Here is a 16,907-nt window from a genome sequence, read left to right on the forward strand (position 1 = left end):
TCATGACGTGAGCAAGTTCACCATCGTTAAATCATCCGACATCACTTCCCTGGCACTGACGCCAGCCGGCCAACGTGCTGGTGCGGACAAGGGCGATCCCCAGATCGCGATCCAGACGCTGGCACCCGATGCCGTCGGCAACCTCGGCATCTGGGAATGCCAGCCCGGGGGATGGCCAGTGGTCAACCGACCCGACACAGAGTTCACCTACATCATTTCAGGCCGTGCGTTGTTGACCGACGACTCGACCGGCGAAGTGGCGGAGATCTGCGGCGGCGACCTGGTGATCCTGCCCCCTGGATGGACCGGCCGCTGGGACGTGATTGAACCCGTCCGCAAGGTCTACGCCATCTACTAAACGCTCCGAGAAGGGCCATGCCGTCGCGAGTTCCGGCCGGCTCGCCCTCTCGATCCAGCAAGAAGGCCACACCACCAACCGCGAAACTGCGGCAACCCCGCAACGGCCCTGGTGGGGGCCTTCCCTACATGTTTTACGTACCTGAGAGCTACCCATGACCAAGACGATCGCCAACTGGATCTCCGGCGCCCACGCAGATTCCTCCAGCGGCCAACAGCTGCCCGTCTACAACCCCGCCACCGGCGCCGTCACGGGCCAAGTCCAGCTGGCCAACCACGCCGACGTCGATGCTGCCGTGGCTGCGGCCAAGGCTGCCTTCCCGGCCTGGAGCAACCTGCCGCCGCTGCGGCGCTCGCGTGCCCTCAACAAGTTTCTCGCGCTGCTCAATGAGCATCGCGATGACCTGGCCCGCCTGATCACCGCTGAGCACGGAAAGGTCTTCACCGATGCCCAGGGTGAAGTCACCCGAGGCATCGAGATCGTGGAGTTCGCCTGCGGCGCGCCGCAACTACTCAAGACGGACTTCACCGACCAGGTCAGCACCAACATCGATAACTGGACACTGCGCCAGCCCCTGGGCGTCGTGGCTGGCGTCACGCCCTTCAACTTCCCGGTGATGGTGCCGATGTGGATGTTCCCCGTTGCGCTGGCAACAGGGAACACGTTCGTTCTCAAGCCCAGTCCGATCGACCCCAGCGCCAGCCTGTTCATCGCCGAGCTGCTCAAGCAGGCCGGCCTGCCCGATGGCGTATTCAACGTCGTCCAGGGCGACAAGGGCGCCGTCAATGCGCTGCTGGAGCACCCGGACGTGCAGGCGATTTCCTTCGTCGGCTCCACCCCCATCGCCAACTACATCTACGAAACCGGCGCGCGACACGGCAAGCGCGTGCAGGCGCTGGGCGGCGCCAAGAACCACTTGGTGGTGATGCCCGATGCCGACATCGACCAGGTGGTCGATGCGCTGATCGGCGCGGCCTACGGCTCGGCCGGCGAGCGCTGCATGGCCATCAGCGTGGCCGTGTTCGTCGGCGACGACACGGCCGAGAAGGTCATCCCGAAACTGATCGAGCGCACCAAGACACTGAAGGTGCTCAACGGCACCAACCTCGATGCCGAGATGGGCCCCATCGTCACCCGCGCTGCCCATGACCGGATCACCGGCTACATCGAGCAGGGCGTCAAGGAAGGCGCCAAGCTGCTGGTCGATGGACGGGGTTTCAACGGTGAGGTGGCAGGCGAAGGCTGCGGCGATGGCTTCTGGCTGGGCGGCACGCTGTTCGACGACGTCACCCCGGACATGCGCATCTACAAGGAAGAAATCTTCGGGCCGGTGCTGGCGTGCATCCGGGTCAAGGATTTCGCCGAGGCAGTGCAATTGATCAATGACCACGAGTTCGGTAATGGCGTGAGCCTGTACACCCGCGATGGCCATATTGCCCGCGAGTTCGGTCGCCGCATCCAGGTCGGCATGGTGGGCATCAACGTGCCGATCCCGGTGCCCATGGCCTGGCATGGCTTCGGCGGCTGGAAGAAGAGCCTGTTCGGCGACATGCACGCCTACGGCGAGGAAGGCGTGCGTTTCTACACCAAGCAGAAGAGCATCATGCAGCGCTGGCCCCAAGCCATCGCCAAAGGTGCCGAATTTGCGATGCCCACCAGCCAATAGCGGTTCTCGTTGATCAGGCACGCAGTTCCACGCTCGGGCGTGGAACTGCGTGTCACCCGAGCACCGATGCCTTCTGTCCAAGGGCATCCAACAGCTCGGTATTCTTGCCCGCCTGTATGGCGATCCAGAAGCGCGCGATGCCGTTTGTTGTCGTGGGCTTGATGCCCGTCAGCTGCTCGATCAGCTTCAGCCGATAGACCAATGTCTGGCGGTGGATGCCCAGGTCAAACGCCGTGACCTTCCAGTTGCCGTCGTTCCCCAGGAACGCCATCAAAGTGGCCAACAGTGCTGCGCTGTGCGAGCGATCGTGTTCGATCAGAGGCCCCAGGTATCGGCCCACCAGCGCACGGGCCTCGGGCAAGGACTTCGGTGCCATGATCAATCCCGTCTCGGCTTCTCCATAGCGGAGAATTCCCTTGCCGATCTCTCGCGCCTGCGTCAGGGCCAGCCGCGCCTGCCTCAGGCTTTCACGAAACCCGGTTGCTGCCGCGATCGGACCGCTGACGCCGATGACAGAACCTGCCCCAAGATTCTCCTGCAGGAATTCGAGGGTGCACTGGTCATCACGACTGAGTGCCAGCAGGACATCTTGATCCGGCAGCAGGAGCGGCGTCGAGGCATGCAGTGCTGGCGCGTGGTGGATCTCATCTTGGGGCCATCCCCCACCGGTCCCAGCGCTGATCGCAAGGCAAACCAGTGTGCCGGTGATCCCTCTTCTCTCCAACATCGGTCTTGCCAAGGAAAACTCGGTTTCGCTGTCCAGTAGGCTGCGCAGCAATGCCGCGCCTTCCTCGCGCTGCTGATCTCGCTGGATCATGAGTCGCTCAAGTTCGACTCCAAGCAACCCGACCAGCGAACGAACCAAGATTGGGTCGTCCAGCGTGCGTTGCCGCATCCTGGCCGTTACGAGATTGGCGCGAGCCCTGCCCGTGATCGGGACTCGCTCAACGACATAGTCATCGTCGTCCTTCATGGGGAACTGGGCCGTCTCAACAACCTTGAGCCCACCGACCGTATCCTCGATGGCCAGCTCCAAATTGAGTGTCCTTGCCAGTATCGAAAGCCGACCCGCCATGGAAGGCTCTTTCCGAAGCGCCTCCGCATAAGTCTGAAACAAGCGCTCGCTCAGATTGAAGCGCTCTCGCTGGGTCTGCAACACGCTTTCGATGACGTGTCGCGAAAGCTTGACGAACTCCAGATCGAAGCTCGCGCGGATGACAGGGAAACGGAGCGTATCGGCAGCCTTTAGCAGCTTGCGCGACAGTCTTGGTGCCCGCGCCCGAGGAGCGAACACCAGCGCGCTGGCGTCGCTCTTAGCTAGCAGTTCGAGCCACTCAACCTGCTCCTCTGCAACCGATGGCATTCCCAGGCCAGTGGTCATGACCAGATTGCCAGGAGACACCCATCTCCATGGATCGGGCAAGTCGACAGCGTGCGCCCACGTGACCGGCTTGCCGACCCCTTCCAAGCCTGCGAGCAACTGTAACCGCAGCTCCTCTACGCCGATAAGTTCTTGCACGGTGAGCATCGCCCCTCCCTCGTACCAATGCGAGCCCAGCGCTGCGGTCGCCCGAGGCAACACCTCCGTCAGCGCCCAGTTTCCATAACATCGTAGCCCAACGACACAAGAGGGTGGCCGATCACACCAGAGGCTCCGTCATCGATGCATGGTGGTCTTTCTTCAGTCACGGCAGCGCTTCCATCCCCGGGCATGCGGCTAGCCGAGTGCACTTGCCACCAGCAGATCCAGGCGCTGGTCGAGCAATAGCTCGGCCAGCGCACGCGGAGCAGTCCCGGTCATCTCCGCTATAGCATCTGGTGTTCCATCTGCGCCGCCCCTGATACTCGCTTCCATCGACAGGATTTGGTCCATGAGCAGCGGTGCCACACCCCTGGAAGCCAGCCGTTGCGCCAAATCGCCACTGCCAACCGATTCGAGCTTCAGTTTGCAGCCAAACACCAAGTCCAACGTGTTGACGAGCTCGGTGAGCAAAAGCGGCTTGGGCCCCGTGATATGCCGAACTTCACTGTGCGCCGTGCCTGCACGGAGCGCGGCCGCCGCCGCACGCGCAACGTCATTCCGAGCAACGTATGGCACATGGCCTGAAGCGGAAGTGGTCAGCCATGCCCCGTATCGCAGGGCCGCCGGAACCCGGGCTAGCAGAAGCTCGGCGTACCAGCCGGCACGGAGGATGGTGCAAGGGACACCTGCAGCCTGTACCGCGTCTTCGGCGGAGCGCCAATCGGCCGTATGTTGGCCCGTCGACGCCGCGACCGTATCAGCTGCAGAGGTGTAGACGATATGCCGCACGCCTGCTTTAGCTGCGGCGTCTGAAGCCTTGCGGATCTGTCGTGGGCTCAGTTTCAGGGCGCCTATTCCGTCGGTGGACGTAATGAGTACCCGGTCTACCCCGGTGAAAGCTGCCTCCAGCGTTTCTGCTGCATCAAAGTCCACCTTGGTGATCCTGGCGCCGCGGGCGGCCAGATCCATCAACTGTTCTGGCGTGCGGCTGCCTGCGGTCACGCCCTCTTCGGGGTGGCGCAGCAGGAGTTCGACCACCCGCCGCCCCAATGGGCCATTCGATCCGGTCACGCAAATGCGTTGCTTCATGGATGACGTCAAGGTTGAACTCTCTTTGTTTCAGTGAAGAACGCCAGGTGTGCCGGACGCGTCACGCAGTTGACGTACCGCTTCGTAGACCTGCGTCTGCTGGACGATGCGAACGCTGATGCTGGCCTCGAGCAGTGTTAGCTCGACGATGGCCCGACCACTTAGGAGGGCCGCCTTCAGAAGACTGCTCACGTCGCTCCAGTCCACCAGCAGCCCGAAGACAAACAGCGTGATCCTGTAGGCGCCATCCTCACTGTGCCCTGGATAGGCCGCCGAGATGGCTGCCTCTGCTGCCGAGTCGCGATGATCGATCTGGTCCCGCACAAACGCAGCCAATTGCTGTTCCGACGTTTTGTTCTCGGCCATCACCTTGGCGTAGATCCAAAGCTGCTCGACATCCACGCGTCGTATGAGCGCGCTGATGCGATGGCGATCGCAGGCCGTTCGAATCAACGTGTCTTCGTCGGGAAGTGGATCGGTCGCGATGTCTTCCTGTAGGTCCACGGTGTCCTCTTCCAGGCGCTTCGTTAGGTTTCGCGGATAGGTGCTGCTGTTGCCGGCGGCGGCCGAGGGGTCGGTGTTCCCTGCGCCCGGCTGCCCCGAGCGTAGTCGGCATTGTAGTTGACAAAACCGACCGGCAGTCGAATAATTTGTTAAGTTCCGACCGCTGGTCGGTTTTAACGTACGGAGTGGCCCAATGAGCGTGAGTGAGAGTTCGGCCGAGCGACCATCGGGGTCGGCTCGCAAGTCGCCGTGGAAGGCGATCGTGATTTCTGTCGTGGCAATCGCCGTGATCGGTGGTGGCTTGTGGTACTGGCGAATGGCGAAGCTTTACGGCGGAGGTGGCTGGGCCGGTGGTGGTCCGATCGACGTCGTGGCGACCACGCTCAAGGCGGAAAGCACGCCGGTCAGCCTCGAAGCCTTGGGCGAACTGCGCGCTGTGCGCCAGGTCACGCTGTCGGCGGAGGTGGCGGGCCGCGTCTCTGCGATCTCCTTCAAGCCCGGACAGCGCGTCAAGGCCGGCACGGTGCTGGTCCAGCTCGATGACGGCCCGGAACAGGCCGACCTGGCGGCCGCCAAAGCCGCTGCAGCTTTCGCGCAGCAGCAGTTCGCCCGCGCGAGCGAGCTGGCCGCGACGGGTGCCCAGTCTCGCGAGATCCTGCAGCAGCGCCAAGCCGAACGTGATCAGACCGCCGCGCAGGTACAGCAGCTGGAGGCGCGCATCCGCCAGAAGCGCATACGCGCACCCTTCGACGGCGAACTGGGCCTGCGCCAGGTTGATCTGGGTCAATACCTCAACCCGGGCGACGCGGCCGTGACGCTGACCGATCTGGACAACCTCTATGCCAACTTCGACGTGCCGCAGCAGGACCTGGCTCGGGTGCGGGTTGGCCAGCAGGTCAATGTCCGCATCGATACTGCTGGTATAGAGCCCGTGCAGGCCACCATCAGCGCCATCGAGCCGCAAGTGGGCCGCGACACGCGCAATGCGTCGATCCAGGCCGAGGTGGACAACAAAGGCCGAACCTTGCAGCCGGGTATGTACGCGACGGTCTCGGTGGCTTTGCCGCCTGAACAAGATGCCCTGACATTGCCAGTCTCGGCCGTCATGACCTCGGCGTCCGGCGATGCGGCGGCCGTGGTGCGTGAACTCACCCCCGAGAAGACCGGCAAGGCCGAGATCGTACCCATCGTGGTCGGCCGGCGCATCGGCGACGAGGTCGTCATCGCGCGCGGGCTGAAGGCGGGCGATATGGTGATCACCGAAGGCCAACTGCGCGTGCGCCCGGGCGCTGATCTGCGTGTTGTGGACAAGCCAGCCGCGGCAGACGCCCCTGCCGGCGGGAGGTAAGTCATGACCTTCACCGACCTTTTCATCAAGCGACCGATCCTATCGATCACGCTGAGCATGCTCATCCTGCTGACAGGGCTGGCGGCACTGTTCTCGCTGCCCACGCGACAGTACCCGGCCATGGAGAGCGCGACCATCGTGGTCACGACCAACTTCCCTGGCGCGTCGCAAGACGTGATGCAGGGCTTTGTCACCACGCCCATCGCTCAGGCCATCGCCAGCGCCAATGGCATCGAGTACCTGACCTCGACCTCGACGCTCGGCAAGAGCGAGATCAAGGCCAAGCTGGTACTCAACGCTGATGCCGACCGTGCCATGACCGAAGTGCTGGCCAAGGTGCAGCAGGTCAAGTACCGGCTCCCCGAAGGCGCATTCGACCCGGAGATCAAGAAGATCACCGATGGCGTGTCGGCGGTGCAGTACCTGGCCTTCGTCAGCGACGAGCAGACCATTCCCGAGATCACCGACTTCATCACCCGCGTGGCACAGCCGCAGATCACCTCGGTGTCGGGCGTGGCATCCGCGGACACCGGCGGTGGCCAGACCTTTGCCATGCGGTTGTGGGTCGACCCGATCAAGCTGGCCGCCCGTGGCCTGACCGCAGGCGACCTCGCCACCGCTTTGCGCGCCAACAACGTGCAGGCAGCGCCGGGCGCCTTGCGCGGTAAGGACAACCTGATTCCGATCACCGCCGCCACCGACATGCGCAGCATCCAGGACTTCCGAGACCTGGTGATCAAGCGCGCCATCGGCAGCGTGGTCCGCCTGGGCGACGTCGCCACGGTGGAGCTGGGCGGACAGAACTACGACAGCGGCTTCCTCAGCAGCGGCGCGCGCAGCGTCGCGCTGTCGATCTCACCCACGCCCGACGGCAACCCGCTGGAGATCGTCGAAGGCGTCAACGCTTTGCTGCCCGATCTGCAACGTGCCGCGCCGCCCGGTATGAAGGTCATCAACGTCTTCGACACGGCCCGATTCGTGAACGCCTCAATCGACGAGGTGATGAAGACCCTGCTGGAAGCCGTGGTCATCGTGGTGGTCGTCATCTTCCTGTTCCTGGGCACGTTCCGCGCGGTCATCATTCCCATCGTCACCATCCCGCTGTCGCTGGTCGGCGCAGCCGCCCTGATGCTGGCCTTCGGCTTCTCGATCAACCTGTTGACGCTGCTGGCGATGGTGCTGGCCATCGGCCTGGTGGTGGACGATGCCATCGTGGTGGTGGAGAACATCCACCGGCACATTGAGGAGGGGCTTTCACCGGCCAAAGCCGCCATCGTCGGCGCACGCGAAATCGTCTGGCCGGTCATCGGCATGACCATCACCCTTGCAGCCGTCTATGCACCCATCGGCATGATGGGCGGCATCACCGGCGCGCTGTTCAAGGAGTTCGCCTTCACGCTGGCCTGCGCGGTGATCGTCTCGGGCGTGGTGGCGCTGACCCTCTCGCCGATGATGAGCAGCTACATGCTCAACGCGCAGATGAACGAGGGCCGCTTTGCCCAGGCCGTCGAGCGCACGATGCACAAGCTCTCGACCGCGTACGGCCGCCTGCTCTCCCATGTGCTGCACGCCCGCGCCGCGGTGCTGATCGTCTGCGCCGTCGTGCTGGGTGGCATCGTGGTGCTGTTCCTCGGCGTGCAGCGCGAGCTGGCGCCGGGCGAGGACCAGGGTTACGTGTTCGTGCAAACCAAATCGCCGCAGTACGCCAATGTGGACTACACCGAGCGCACTGGGCTGGCCGTCGAGAAGGTGTTCCGCGAGTTCCCTGACTACCAGAGCAGCTTCATGGTCAATGCTTTCAACGGCCAGAACGTCGGCTTTGGTGGGATCGTGCTCAAGCCCTGGACGGAACGACAGATGACGGCCAGCCAGGTCGAGGGTGCGCTCAACGGGCGCAGCGCCAACATCACCGGGTCTTTTGTCACCGCGTTCCAGCCAGCAGCGCTGCCAGCAGGCAGCGACGGCCTTCCTGTGCAGATGGTGCTGCGCTCGCCCGCGGACTTCCAGGAGATCTACCAGGCCCTGGAAGCGATCAAGGGCGCTGCGTGGGGCAGCGGATTGTTCGCCTTCGTCGACAGCGACCTGGCCTTCGACAGTCCGCAAGCGCGGCTGAGCATCAATGCCTCCAAGGCGGGCGAGATGGGCGTGACCATGAGCGAGGTCGCCGATACCCTCGCTGTGCTGGTCGGCGAGAACTACATCAACCGCTTCAACTGGTTCGACCGTTCCTACGACGTCATCGCGCAAGTGCCTCAGGCCAAGCGGCGCGCACCGGACGACCTGACCGGGTACTACGTGCGCGCCGAGTCAGGACGGCTGGTGCCGCTGTCCACCGTGGTCGATGTGGAGGTCCAGCCGCAGGCCAATCGACTGCCTCAGTTCAACCAGATGAACTCGGCCACCTTGTCGGCGGTGTTGATGCCGGGTGTCACCATGGGTCAAGCGGTCGACTTCCTCAAGGCGCAGCCGCTGCCGCCGGGGTCTCAGGTCGACTGGCTCTCCGATAGCCGCCAGTTCGTCAAGGAAGGCAACCGCCTGATCGTCTCGTTCGGCTTCGCGCTGATCGTGATCTTCCTGGTACTGGCCGCGCAGTACGAGAGCTTCCGCGACCCGCTGGTGATCCTGGTGACGGTGCCGCTGGCGATTTGCGGTGCGCTGCTGCCGTTGTGGCTGGGCTACGCCACCATGAACATCTATACCCAGATCGGATTGGTGACGCTGATCGGCCTGATCTCCAAGCACGGCATCCTCATGGTGTCCTTCGCCAACGACATCCAGAAGCACGAGGGCCTGAGCCCGATGGACGCCATGCTGAAGTCGGCCATGATCCGTATGCGGCCGGTGCTGATGACCACCGCCGCGATGGTGGCCGGGCTGATCCCGCTGCTGTTCGCCGGTGGCGCCGGTGCCGCCAGCCGCTACTCCATCGGCATCGTGGTGGTGGCCGGCCTGCTGATCGGCACGCTGTTCACCCTGTTCGTGCTGCCCACCATCTACACCCTGTTGGCCCGCGATCACCGCGCGGCGGCCGCGTCCGAGCGCGAGCGCGAACTGGCCGAGGAGGTTCCGAACCATGCGTAATCCATTCATGCCTTCCCAGACTCGGCCTGCGCTGGGCGCACTGGCGGCGGCACTGCTGCTGGCAGGCTGCTCGCTGGCGCCGACCTACCATCGGCCCGACGCGCCCATTCCAGGGCAATGGACCGACGGCGCCGACGCCTCGCAGCCCGGCGCGGCCGCAACCCCTGCGGCATCCGCCGCGGCCACGCTCGACTGGCAGACCTTCGTCACCGACGAGACGCTGCGCAAGCTGATCGACCTGTCGCTGGTCAACAACCGCGACCTGCGCCAGACCCTGCTCAACGTCGAGGCGGCGCGCGCGCAGTACCGCGTGCAGCGCGCCGACCGCCTGCCGGGCATCCAGGCCGAAGGCAGCGGTGCGCGCCAGCGCGTGCCGGAGGATCTGCGCGCGCCGGGCATGCCCGCCGTGCAGAGCAGCTACCAAGCCGGTGTGGGACTCGCCTCCTTCGAGATCGACCTGTTCGGGCGTGTGCGCAACCTCTCCCAGGCGGCCCTGCAGGAGTACCTAGCCACGGAAGAGGCCGCACGCAGCGCGCAGATCAGCCTGGTGGCCGAAGTCATCCAGGCCTACCTGACTCGGGACGGTGCGCAGCAGCGCTACCTGCTGGCAACCAAAACCCTGGAGGCGCGCGAGGTGTCGCTCAAGCTGGTCGAGCAGCGCCGCTCCCTGGGAGCGGCCACCGATCTCGACTACCAGGAGGCCTTGGGCCTGACCCAGCAGGTGCGGGTGGACCTGGAGCGAATCGACCGCGAGTTCCGTCAGGCGAGCAATGCGCTGGCCCTGTTGGTGGGCGTGAGCGATGTCCGCTCATTGCTGCCGGCTTACCCAAGCGCCGGCGCGCTGCTGGTGCAGGATCTCGCGCCCGGCACGCCTTCGGAACTGCTGGCGCAGCGCCCGGACATCCGGGCCGCCGAGCACCGCCTGCAGGGCCGCAACGCCAGCATCGGCGCTGCCCGTGCGGCGTTCTTCCCGCGCATCTCGCTGACCGGGCTGTTCGGCAGTTCGAGCGCCGAACTGTCCAACCTGTTCGAGTCCGGCCAGCGGGCCTGGTCCTTCGCGCCGCAGATCACGCTGCCGATCTTCGATGGGGGACGCAACAGCGCCAACCTCGACCTGGCACAGGTGCGCAAGGATATTGCCGTCGCGGCCTATGAGCAGTCCATTCAGACGGCCTTCCGCGAAGTCTCCGACGCGCTCGCAGCCACGGACACGCTGCGACGCGAGGAGGCGGCGCAACGCGCTCAGACGGAGTCCAGCGCCGCAACGCTGCGGCTGTCGGAGGCACGCTACCGCAGCGGCACGGACGACCACCTGCGCTTCCTGGATGCGCAGCGCAGCGATTTCGCCAGCCAGATGGCGTTGGTGCAGGTCGAGACGCAACGGCAGATCGCACTGGCAACGCTGTTCCGCACCTTGGGCGGCGGCTGGCGCAGCGATGCGCCTTCGACGGTCAGCCTGCGGGCCGACGAGCCGCGATGACGCATGCACGTTCCCGCTCGAGTCACCGCAATAGCCTCGCTGGCACTGGGCTGCTGCGCGCCGCCCGCGCTTGCACAGCCTCCATACGCCCGTCCGGCGTATCGCCTCTACGGCGACATCGGCACCACCCTGGAGGCGGAGAAAACTCGGGTGGGTTCGATCGGTTTGCTGGTGCCGGTGCGGGGGCCGGATTGGCTGCCCCGCAACGCCGGCCCGATGTCCTTGCATTGGGACCTGTCGGTCAACGTCTGGCAAGCACCCCGAGCGCAAGGTGGGCACCGGAACTTCACGCAGCTCGCCGGCCTGGCGGTCTGGCGCCACGCGATCGGTGGGTCCGCCTCCCGGTGGTTCCTCGACCTAGGCCTGGGTGCAAGCGTGTTCGACGATCTCTACGAGACACCCCGCCACCGCTTCAGCACCGCCTTCCAGTTCACGCAGGCGCTGGGGCTGGGCTACCGCTTCGGGCGCGGAGCTGCCTACGAGGTCTCGCTGCGTGCCCAGCATGTGTCCAACGGCAGGATCAAGAAGCCCAATCCGGGCGAGGACTTGGTGCGCCTGCGCTTCGCCGCCGAGTTCTAGGCCCTGACGCGTGTCCCATCGGTTGACGTTCCGAACACCCGCGCTACCCCGACCTGAGAGATTGCCATGTTGAACAGCCTCAAGAGCATTGCTTTCGTGATCGATGAAACCCAGCGCGGCTCGCGCGTGGCCGACCAGGCGGCGATCCTGGCGCGCGAGCATGGCGCGCACCTGATCGGCATCTACAGCGCGCCCAACCCGGCGGTCACCACCAGCGGCAGCTTTGCGGTCGGCGAACAGGCGATCCGCGAGGTCATCGAGGGGGTACGCGCCGCGCACGAGCGCAAGGCCCTGGCGGCCAGCCGCTATCTGACCGCGCTCTCCCAGAAGTACGGCCTGCGCGTCGAGTTCCGGGTCATTTGGCGCGAGACCGACCGACTGGAGCTGCTGCCGCATGCGCTGCATTGCGACCTCATCCTGGTGTCCCACCCCCCGCCGCCCTCGCTGCCGGGACTGCACGCCGACCGCATCCTGCTGGCCGCTGGCACGCCGGTCCTGATCATCCCGGAACGCTGGCAGGGCGAACACGTCGGCAGGCACATCGTGCTGGCCTGGAACGGAAGCCGGGAGGCGCGCCAGGGCATCAGCGATGCCATGCCTTTCGTCGCGCATTCGGAATGGGTCAAGGTGCTGGTGATCGATGCCGAGGAGGCGCCTGACCGCCATGGTGCCGAGCCAGGGACCGACATCGCCCACTACCTGGCGCGCCACGACGCGCGGGTGGAGGTCGAGCGCATCGAATCCGGCGATGCGACCGTGGCCGAGGCGATCCTCGACTTCATCGGGACGGCCGGGGCGGACCTGCTGGTGATCGGTGCCTACAGCCGCGGGCGCTTGTCCGAGCTGCTGCTGGGCGGTGTGACCCGCGCACTGCTGTCCGAAACGCCAGTGCCGCTGTTGATTTCCCGATGACGATGGCAGTGCCCGCATTGCTCTGGCAGCCTTGCGCCATACAGGGCCCGCCATCTCCAGACAGGTGCCGCGCGGAACCGAGCACCCCGGCACCTGTGCGCCATGTTCCCCTTGCATGGCGCATCGGATCGGCTTTGTCTCCCCCCAAGGCTGATCCCTGCCGCCAAGCCAGGCGGCTCGACCGTCGTGATGACGGCCGGCGCGCAGAGGCGGGCAGCGCCCCCTCTGCGCCTTCTAATTTCGTGGGTTGGGCCGTGTGATGCCAGGCACCGCGGCCCCTCCCTCTGTGCGGACAACGACGCCATGCACACCACGCGCAGGCGCCGCGGCTCAACCGCTGCGGTCTTGGCGCCCATGAGGCCGGCCAGCACCGTCGCCTCCGCCGATCGGACAGCTCTCGTGCTCTCGGGCGGCGGCGCGCGGGCCGGCTATCAGGTCGGCGTGCTCCGGGCGCTGGCTGCCTTGCACCGCGAGGCATGCGGCGCCGATACGCCCAGCCCGTTCGGCATCCTGTGCGGCACGTCCGCCGGCGCGATCAACGCCGCAGCCTTGGCCTGCCGGTCGGACCGCTTCAGCGCCGCAGTCGAAGCGATCGCCGAGGTCTGGCGTGACTTCCGCGCCGGGGACATCTATCGCGCCGATGCGTTGGGCGTGGCCCGCAGCGGTGCGCAGTGGCTGACCATGATGTCCGTAGGGTGGATGCTCGCGCCCTGGCGCAGGCCTCGCCCTCGCTCGCTGCTGGACAACACGCCACTGGCAGGCCTGCTGCCGTTCTGGACACCGCTGGAGCAACTGCCGCGCATGCTGGCGCAGGGGCATCTGCGGGCGCTGGCCATCCGCGCCGATTTCGCCCGCGATCCATGTGGGCGCTGAGCGCCTGCTCATCGTCGGTGTCGGGCGCATGCATGAGCCGCGGGGACGGATTGTGCGTGACAGCGGTTATCCGACGCTGGCCCAAGTGGGCGGGCATGCACTCTCGAGCATCTTCCTGGACAGTCTGGGGGTCGACATCGAGCGCATGGAACGGATCAACCGTACGTTGGCTTCGATGACAGAGGAGCAGCGTCGTACGATGTCGTTGAAACCTGTGCAGGCGCTGGTCATCGCGCCGAGCGAACGTATCGATGAGATCGCCGCGCGCCATCAGAAACACCTGCCGAGGCCTGTTCGCGCCTTGCTGCGTGGAGTCGGCTCCTCCAACGCGAGCGGTGATTTGCGCAGCGCAGCGCTGGCGAGCTACCTCCTGTTCGAGGCACGCTTCACCCAGGAGCTGATGGCGCTGGGCGAGCGCGACACCCTGCAGCGTCGCGATGACGTGCTTGCCTTCTTCGGCTGGAGGATGCATCCATGAGCGCACCCGCAGTTGCCATGTACTGTCGCAAATCTGCCCAGGTTGCTTGCCCTGCACCGGGGCCAGCATCGCGACGCCCAGCATCCAAAGTGGAACCTGCTACCCGTCAGCCTTCCCCCTCTTGCGCCAAGCCCCCGGCGTTCATACCGTCGATGGCAACGGGCCCTCGTCGGCCTGGATCGCGGCTCCTCCGGTCGTCCCCACCCGCCTCACTTGCCTATTGCTCAACTAAACTTGATATTTTTTGCGCTCAAGCGCACGTGCACTTGTAACTGACGACTTACGGCGATACTCACCAGAGGATAGATTTTGACTACGAAAGCCAATGAACAGCCATCCAGCGGTGCCGCGCCGAAACGCCCTCAGGCGCGTGGCGTGAAGCGCGCCCGGATGCTCTTGGATGTCGCAACCGAGTTGTTCATCAGCAAAGGTATCGATGAAACAACTATCGATGACATCGTCGGCAAGGCCGGCATCGCCAAGGGTACGTTCTATCACCACTACGACTCCAAGGCCACGTTGCTGCTCGCAATACACGACGCGGTGATGGAGGACTTTGAAGATTACGTCGCAGCCGCGCTTTCGAAGTGTCCCCCTGACGACTTACTCGCTCGTCTGGATGCCTGGCTCAAAGCGACTTATGAGGCCTATGTTCAGATGCTTCCCAGTCAGGACATCGCATTCTCCAGCGAGGGTTTCCGGTGGTCACCTCGGGGGAACAAGCACTTTGAGGATCTGGTGCAACTGATCCACGAGGGCGTGAAGAAGGAGCTTTGGAATGTGAAGGATCCCTACAAGGCCGCGATCTTCATCGAGCGGGGCATGATCGGCGTCATCGATGACCGGGCCGTGATGGGCAAGGATCTCAAAGGCGGCTTGCGTGAGCTCGTCGAGCTTGCACGGCGCGTACTCGTACAGTGAAACCAGGAGCAGCCATGAACAAGCCAGTACCTCGCATGACTAACCTATTCCTTCAACTCGGGCTGCCCGCCGATGAAGCCTCGATCGCGCAGTTCATTGGCACACATCAATTGCCCAGCGGCGTCGAATTTACGGAGGCACCATACTGGTCCGACGCCCAGCGCCAGTTCCTGTCCGAACAGATCAAGGCGGATGCCACGTGGGCTATCGTGGTGGATCAGCTGAATGAATCTTTGCACGAGGAAGCCGTTCAGGGCGGAGGTCGCCTATCGAGCTAGGCGTACTTGGCACCCGGCCGAACTATCGATCTGTCCGGGCGACACTCGCGCTCCATTCGATGCTCCGAGCTGCTGCGATGTCTGCAAGGATCGAGAGCGCAAGCGAACTCGAATCCCGTGCGCGAGCAAACAGCCCAATCGGTGCTTTGATGCGCGCCACATCCTCGCTGGAGTAGCCAAGTCGCCTCAGTGTCTCACCCCTGCGCTGATGTGCTCTGCTGCTGCCCAGTGCCCCGAAATAGAACGGCGCTGAGGCGAGGCCGGCGCGCAGTGCAGGCATTTCAAGATCGGGATCGTGAAAGAGCACCGCGAGCGCTGTGTCAGCGTCGATGAGCTGTTGGGCGACGTCCTCATCACAGGTGGAGTAGGCATGTACCTCGAAACCAACTGCCCGAGCCAGCCGAGACAATGCCTCGACTTCGATGGACCTGCCATAGATCACTAAGCAGATAGGGGGACGGATGACCGTAATAAATCGGTTCTCGTGCCACCCGGTGCCGGCAACTTGCTCTACACAATCCAGGCTTTCGCGCCGAGGCTGGTAAACGAGCGCAACGGGGCGCCTTGCATCTAATGCTGCCAATGCAGTCTGCAGCGGTTCAAGTGATCGCAGAACGTGGATGGCGAGCGTGATGCCGCCTCCGCAAGGCAGGACGATGTCAAAGTAGGGCGATCCTTGGCCATAACGTATGTCCCGGTCTCGGCCCTCGCCCATCGCCTCTAGCGCTTCGGCAGCAGCCGCCGCTTCGACGCAACCGCCCGAGACGAAGCCAACATAGTTTCCATCGCCGCGAACCGCCATCATGGCACCCGACGAACGTGATGAACTGCCTCTGACTTCAACCAATGTGACGATTGCCGCCTGAAATCCTCTCTCAAGGGCGTCTGCCGCAAAGCGAATGATCGAGATGGGGTCATCCGTGAGGTGATGGGGGAAGCTGGCGGTCATGCTGGACAACCCTACACGATCGCCGAGCAAGACGCTGCCACCGTCAATGCCCTGACCGCGCCCCAACTGTCTAACTTAGAGACACGAAAGCATGCCGCCGAAAAAAAAGCTCGGCGGGCCTTGACCTCAAGTTAGGTTGAGGCTTTATAAACACAGGGCACCCCAGGATTACCTGACTTCGCGCTGATGGGCGCGGAAGGTGTCATTAGCATTTCAACTTGCAGGAGAGTCTCATGCCTTACGTTCTTCCCCCGCTGCCCTATGGCTACGACGCACTGGAGCCGCATTTCGATTCGCGCACGATGGAGATCCATCACTCGAAACACCACCAGACCTATGTCACCAATCTGAACAACGCTGTCGCGGACGCTGGCATCGAGGAAATGCCTGTCGAACAGTTGATCGCCGATATCGGCGGTCTGCCCGAGAAGGCAAGGGTGGCGGTGCGCAACAACGGAGGTGGCCATGCCAACCACGCTCTGTTCTGGACCGTTCTCAGCGCCAAGGGTGGCCACGCAGAAGGCGACTTGGCCAAGGCCATTGACGCGGAGCTTGGCGGCTACGACGCCTTCAAGGAGGCATTCACCAAGGCGGCGCAGACCCGCTTCGGCAGCGGGTGGGCGTGGTTGACCGTCGGCCGCGATGGCAAGCTTCTGGTCGAGAGCAGCGCCAACCAAGATAGTCCGCTGATGGGAGACTACGTCGGGCTGTCGGGTGGCACCCCCATCCTGGGCTTGGACGTCTGGGAGCACGCCTACTACCTGAACTACCAGAATCGCCGGCCCGATTACATCGCTGCGTTCTTCAACATCATCAACTGGGAAGAAGTTGCGCGGCGTTACGAGGCAGCAAAGGGTAAATGAACAGCC

At 64.3% G+C, this 16,907-nt stretch carries 16 protein-coding genes; 12 read left to right on the top strand and 4 right to left on the bottom strand.

Features of this window, described 5'->3' with window-relative positions; translation table 11 throughout:
• Positions 1-7 precede the first annotated feature (7 nt).
• A complete protein-coding gene (locus IAE34_RS01590) occupies positions 8-358 on the top strand; it encodes a cupin domain-containing protein (RefSeq protein WP_200137107.1) in 351 nt (116 codons plus the stop codon).
• Between the two features lie 154 nt (positions 359-512).
• Positions 513-2,024 carry a CoA-acylating methylmalonate-semialdehyde dehydrogenase gene (locus IAE34_RS01595; protein WP_200137108.1) on the top strand — a complete coding sequence of 504 codons (1,512 nt, stop codon included), beginning with the start codon at positions 513-515 and terminating at the stop codon, positions 2,022-2,024.
• 52 nt (positions 2,025-2,076) lie between these two features.
• Here IAE34_RS01595 and IAE34_RS01600 read toward each other — a convergent pair whose 3' ends face one another.
• The 3 genes from IAE34_RS01600 to IAE34_RS01610 all read right to left on the bottom strand — a co-directional run bounded on the left by IAE34_RS01600 (position 2,077) and on the right by IAE34_RS01610 (position 5,139).
• Positions 2,077-3,552 carry a PucR family transcriptional regulator gene (locus tag IAE34_RS01600; protein ID WP_200137109.1) on the bottom strand — a complete coding sequence of 492 codons (1,476 nt, stop codon included), beginning with the start codon at positions 3,550-3,552 and terminating at the stop codon, positions 2,077-2,079.
• A 189-nt stretch (positions 3,553-3,741) separates the two neighbouring features.
• On the bottom strand, positions 3,742-4,635 hold the full coding sequence (locus IAE34_RS01605; protein WP_200137110.1) for an NAD(P)H-binding protein: 894 nt from the start codon (positions 4,633-4,635) through the stop codon (positions 3,742-3,744).
• A 30-nt stretch (positions 4,636-4,665) separates the two neighbouring features.
• Positions 4,666-5,139: a hypothetical protein gene (locus IAE34_RS01610; protein WP_200137111.1), complete on the bottom strand. Its 474-nt coding sequence runs from the start codon at positions 5,137-5,139 to the stop codon at positions 4,666-4,668.
• A 274-nt stretch (positions 5,140-5,413) separates the two neighbouring features.
• Here IAE34_RS01610 and IAE34_RS01615 point away from each other — a divergent pair, with 274 nt between their 5' ends.
• The 9 genes from IAE34_RS01615 (at position 5,414) to IAE34_RS01655 (ending at position 15,089) form a co-directional block, all read left to right on the top strand.
• A complete protein-coding gene (locus IAE34_RS01615; protein WP_200137112.1) occupies positions 5,414-6,487 on the top strand; it encodes an efflux RND transporter periplasmic adaptor subunit in 1,074 nt (357 codons plus the stop codon).
• A gap of 3 nt (positions 6,488-6,490) precedes the next feature.
• Positions 6,491-9,568 (top strand): efflux RND transporter permease subunit, encoded by a 3,078-nt coding sequence (locus IAE34_RS01620; protein WP_200137113.1) that lies wholly within the window; start codon positions 6,491-6,493, stop codon positions 9,566-9,568.
• Positions 9,561-11,048 carry an efflux transporter outer membrane subunit gene (locus IAE34_RS01625; RefSeq protein ID WP_200137114.1) on the top strand — a complete coding sequence of 496 codons (1,488 nt, stop codon included), beginning with the start codon at positions 9,561-9,563 and terminating at the stop codon, positions 11,046-11,048. Before IAE34_RS01620 ends, IAE34_RS01625 begins: the two co-directional genes overlap by 8 nt.
• Before the next feature lie 3 nt (positions 11,049-11,051).
• A complete protein-coding gene (locus IAE34_RS01630) occupies positions 11,052-11,627 on the top strand; it encodes an acyloxyacyl hydrolase (RefSeq protein WP_200137115.1) in 576 nt (191 codons plus the stop codon).
• Positions 11,628-11,693: 66 nt separating this feature from the next.
• Positions 11,694-12,539, top strand: a complete 846-nt coding sequence (locus IAE34_RS01635; protein ID WP_200137116.1) for a universal stress protein — start codon at positions 11,694-11,696, stop codon at positions 12,537-12,539.
• A 354-nt stretch (positions 12,540-12,893) separates the two neighbouring features.
• The gene (locus IAE34_RS01640; protein WP_200137117.1) at positions 12,894-13,412 is read left to right on the top strand and encodes a patatin-like phospholipase family protein; all 519 of its coding nucleotides are present in this window, start codon (positions 12,894-12,896) and stop codon (positions 13,410-13,412) included.
• Positions 13,413-13,440: 28 nt separating this feature from the next.
• Complete coding sequence (locus IAE34_RS01645) at positions 13,441-13,890, top strand: hypothetical protein (RefSeq protein ID WP_200137118.1); 450 nt, start codon at positions 13,441-13,443, stop codon at positions 13,888-13,890.
• A gap of 309 nt (positions 13,891-14,199) precedes the next feature.
• Entirely contained in the window at positions 14,200-14,811 is a 612-nt protein-coding gene (locus IAE34_RS01650) for a TetR/AcrR family transcriptional regulator (RefSeq protein ID WP_200137119.1), read from the top strand.
• 14 nt (positions 14,812-14,825) lie between these two features.
• A complete protein-coding gene (locus tag IAE34_RS01655) occupies positions 14,826-15,089 on the top strand; it encodes a DUF2789 domain-containing protein (RefSeq protein WP_200137120.1) in 264 nt (87 codons plus the stop codon).
• Between the two features lie 22 nt (positions 15,090-15,111).
• Here IAE34_RS01655 and IAE34_RS01660 read toward each other — a convergent pair whose 3' ends face one another.
• Positions 15,112-16,038, bottom strand: a complete 927-nt coding sequence (locus IAE34_RS01660; protein ID WP_233630863.1) for an XdhC family protein — start codon at positions 16,036-16,038, stop codon at positions 15,112-15,114.
• A gap of 233 nt (positions 16,039-16,271) precedes the next feature.
• Here IAE34_RS01660 and IAE34_RS01665 point away from each other — a divergent pair, with 233 nt between their 5' ends.
• Positions 16,272-16,901 (top strand): superoxide dismutase, encoded by a 630-nt coding sequence (locus IAE34_RS01665; protein ID WP_200137121.1) that lies wholly within the window; start codon positions 16,272-16,274, stop codon positions 16,899-16,901.
• Positions 16,902-16,907: the final 6 nt, after the last annotated feature.

Origin of the sequence: Pseudomonas sp. S30, assembly GCF_016518545.1 — a bacterium.
GTDB lineage: Bacteria > Pseudomonadota > Gammaproteobacteria > Pseudomonadales > Pseudomonadaceae > Aquipseudomonas.

Coding starts and splice junctions, on each gene's coding strand:
- IAE34_RS01645 (WP_200137118.1), top strand. CDS start 13,441: ATGCATGAGCCGCGGGGACGGATTGTGCGTGACAGCGGTTATCCGACG.
- IAE34_RS01625 (WP_200137114.1), top strand. CDS start 9,561: ATGCGTAATCCATTCATGCCTTCCCAGACTCGGCCTGCGCTGGGCGCA.
- IAE34_RS01620 (WP_200137113.1), top strand. CDS start 6,491: ATGACCTTCACCGACCTTTTCATCAAGCGACCGATCCTATCGATCACG.
- IAE34_RS01630 (WP_200137115.1), top strand. CDS start 11,052: ATGCACGTTCCCGCTCGAGTCACCGCAATAGCCTCGCTGGCACTGGGC.
- IAE34_RS01635 (WP_200137116.1), top strand. CDS start 11,694: ATGTTGAACAGCCTCAAGAGCATTGCTTTCGTGATCGATGAAACCCAG.
- IAE34_RS01660 (WP_233630863.1), bottom strand. CDS start 16,038: ATGACCGCCAGCTTCCCCCATCACCTCACGGATGACCCCATCTCGATC.
- IAE34_RS01605 (WP_200137110.1), bottom strand. CDS start 4,635: ATGAAGCAACGCATTTGCGTGACCGGATCGAATGGCCCATTGGGGCGG.
- IAE34_RS01665 (WP_200137121.1), top strand. CDS start 16,272: ATGCCTTACGTTCTTCCCCCGCTGCCCTATGGCTACGACGCACTGGAG.
- IAE34_RS01595 (WP_200137108.1), top strand. CDS start 513: ATGACCAAGACGATCGCCAACTGGATCTCCGGCGCCCACGCAGATTCC.
- IAE34_RS01600 (WP_200137109.1), bottom strand. CDS start 3,552: ATGCTCACCGTGCAAGAACTTATCGGCGTAGAGGAGCTGCGGTTACAG.
- IAE34_RS01655 (WP_200137120.1), top strand. CDS start 14,826: ATGAACAAGCCAGTACCTCGCATGACTAACCTATTCCTTCAACTCGGG.
- IAE34_RS01640 (WP_200137117.1), top strand. CDS start 12,894: ATGAGGCCGGCCAGCACCGTCGCCTCCGCCGATCGGACAGCTCTCGTG.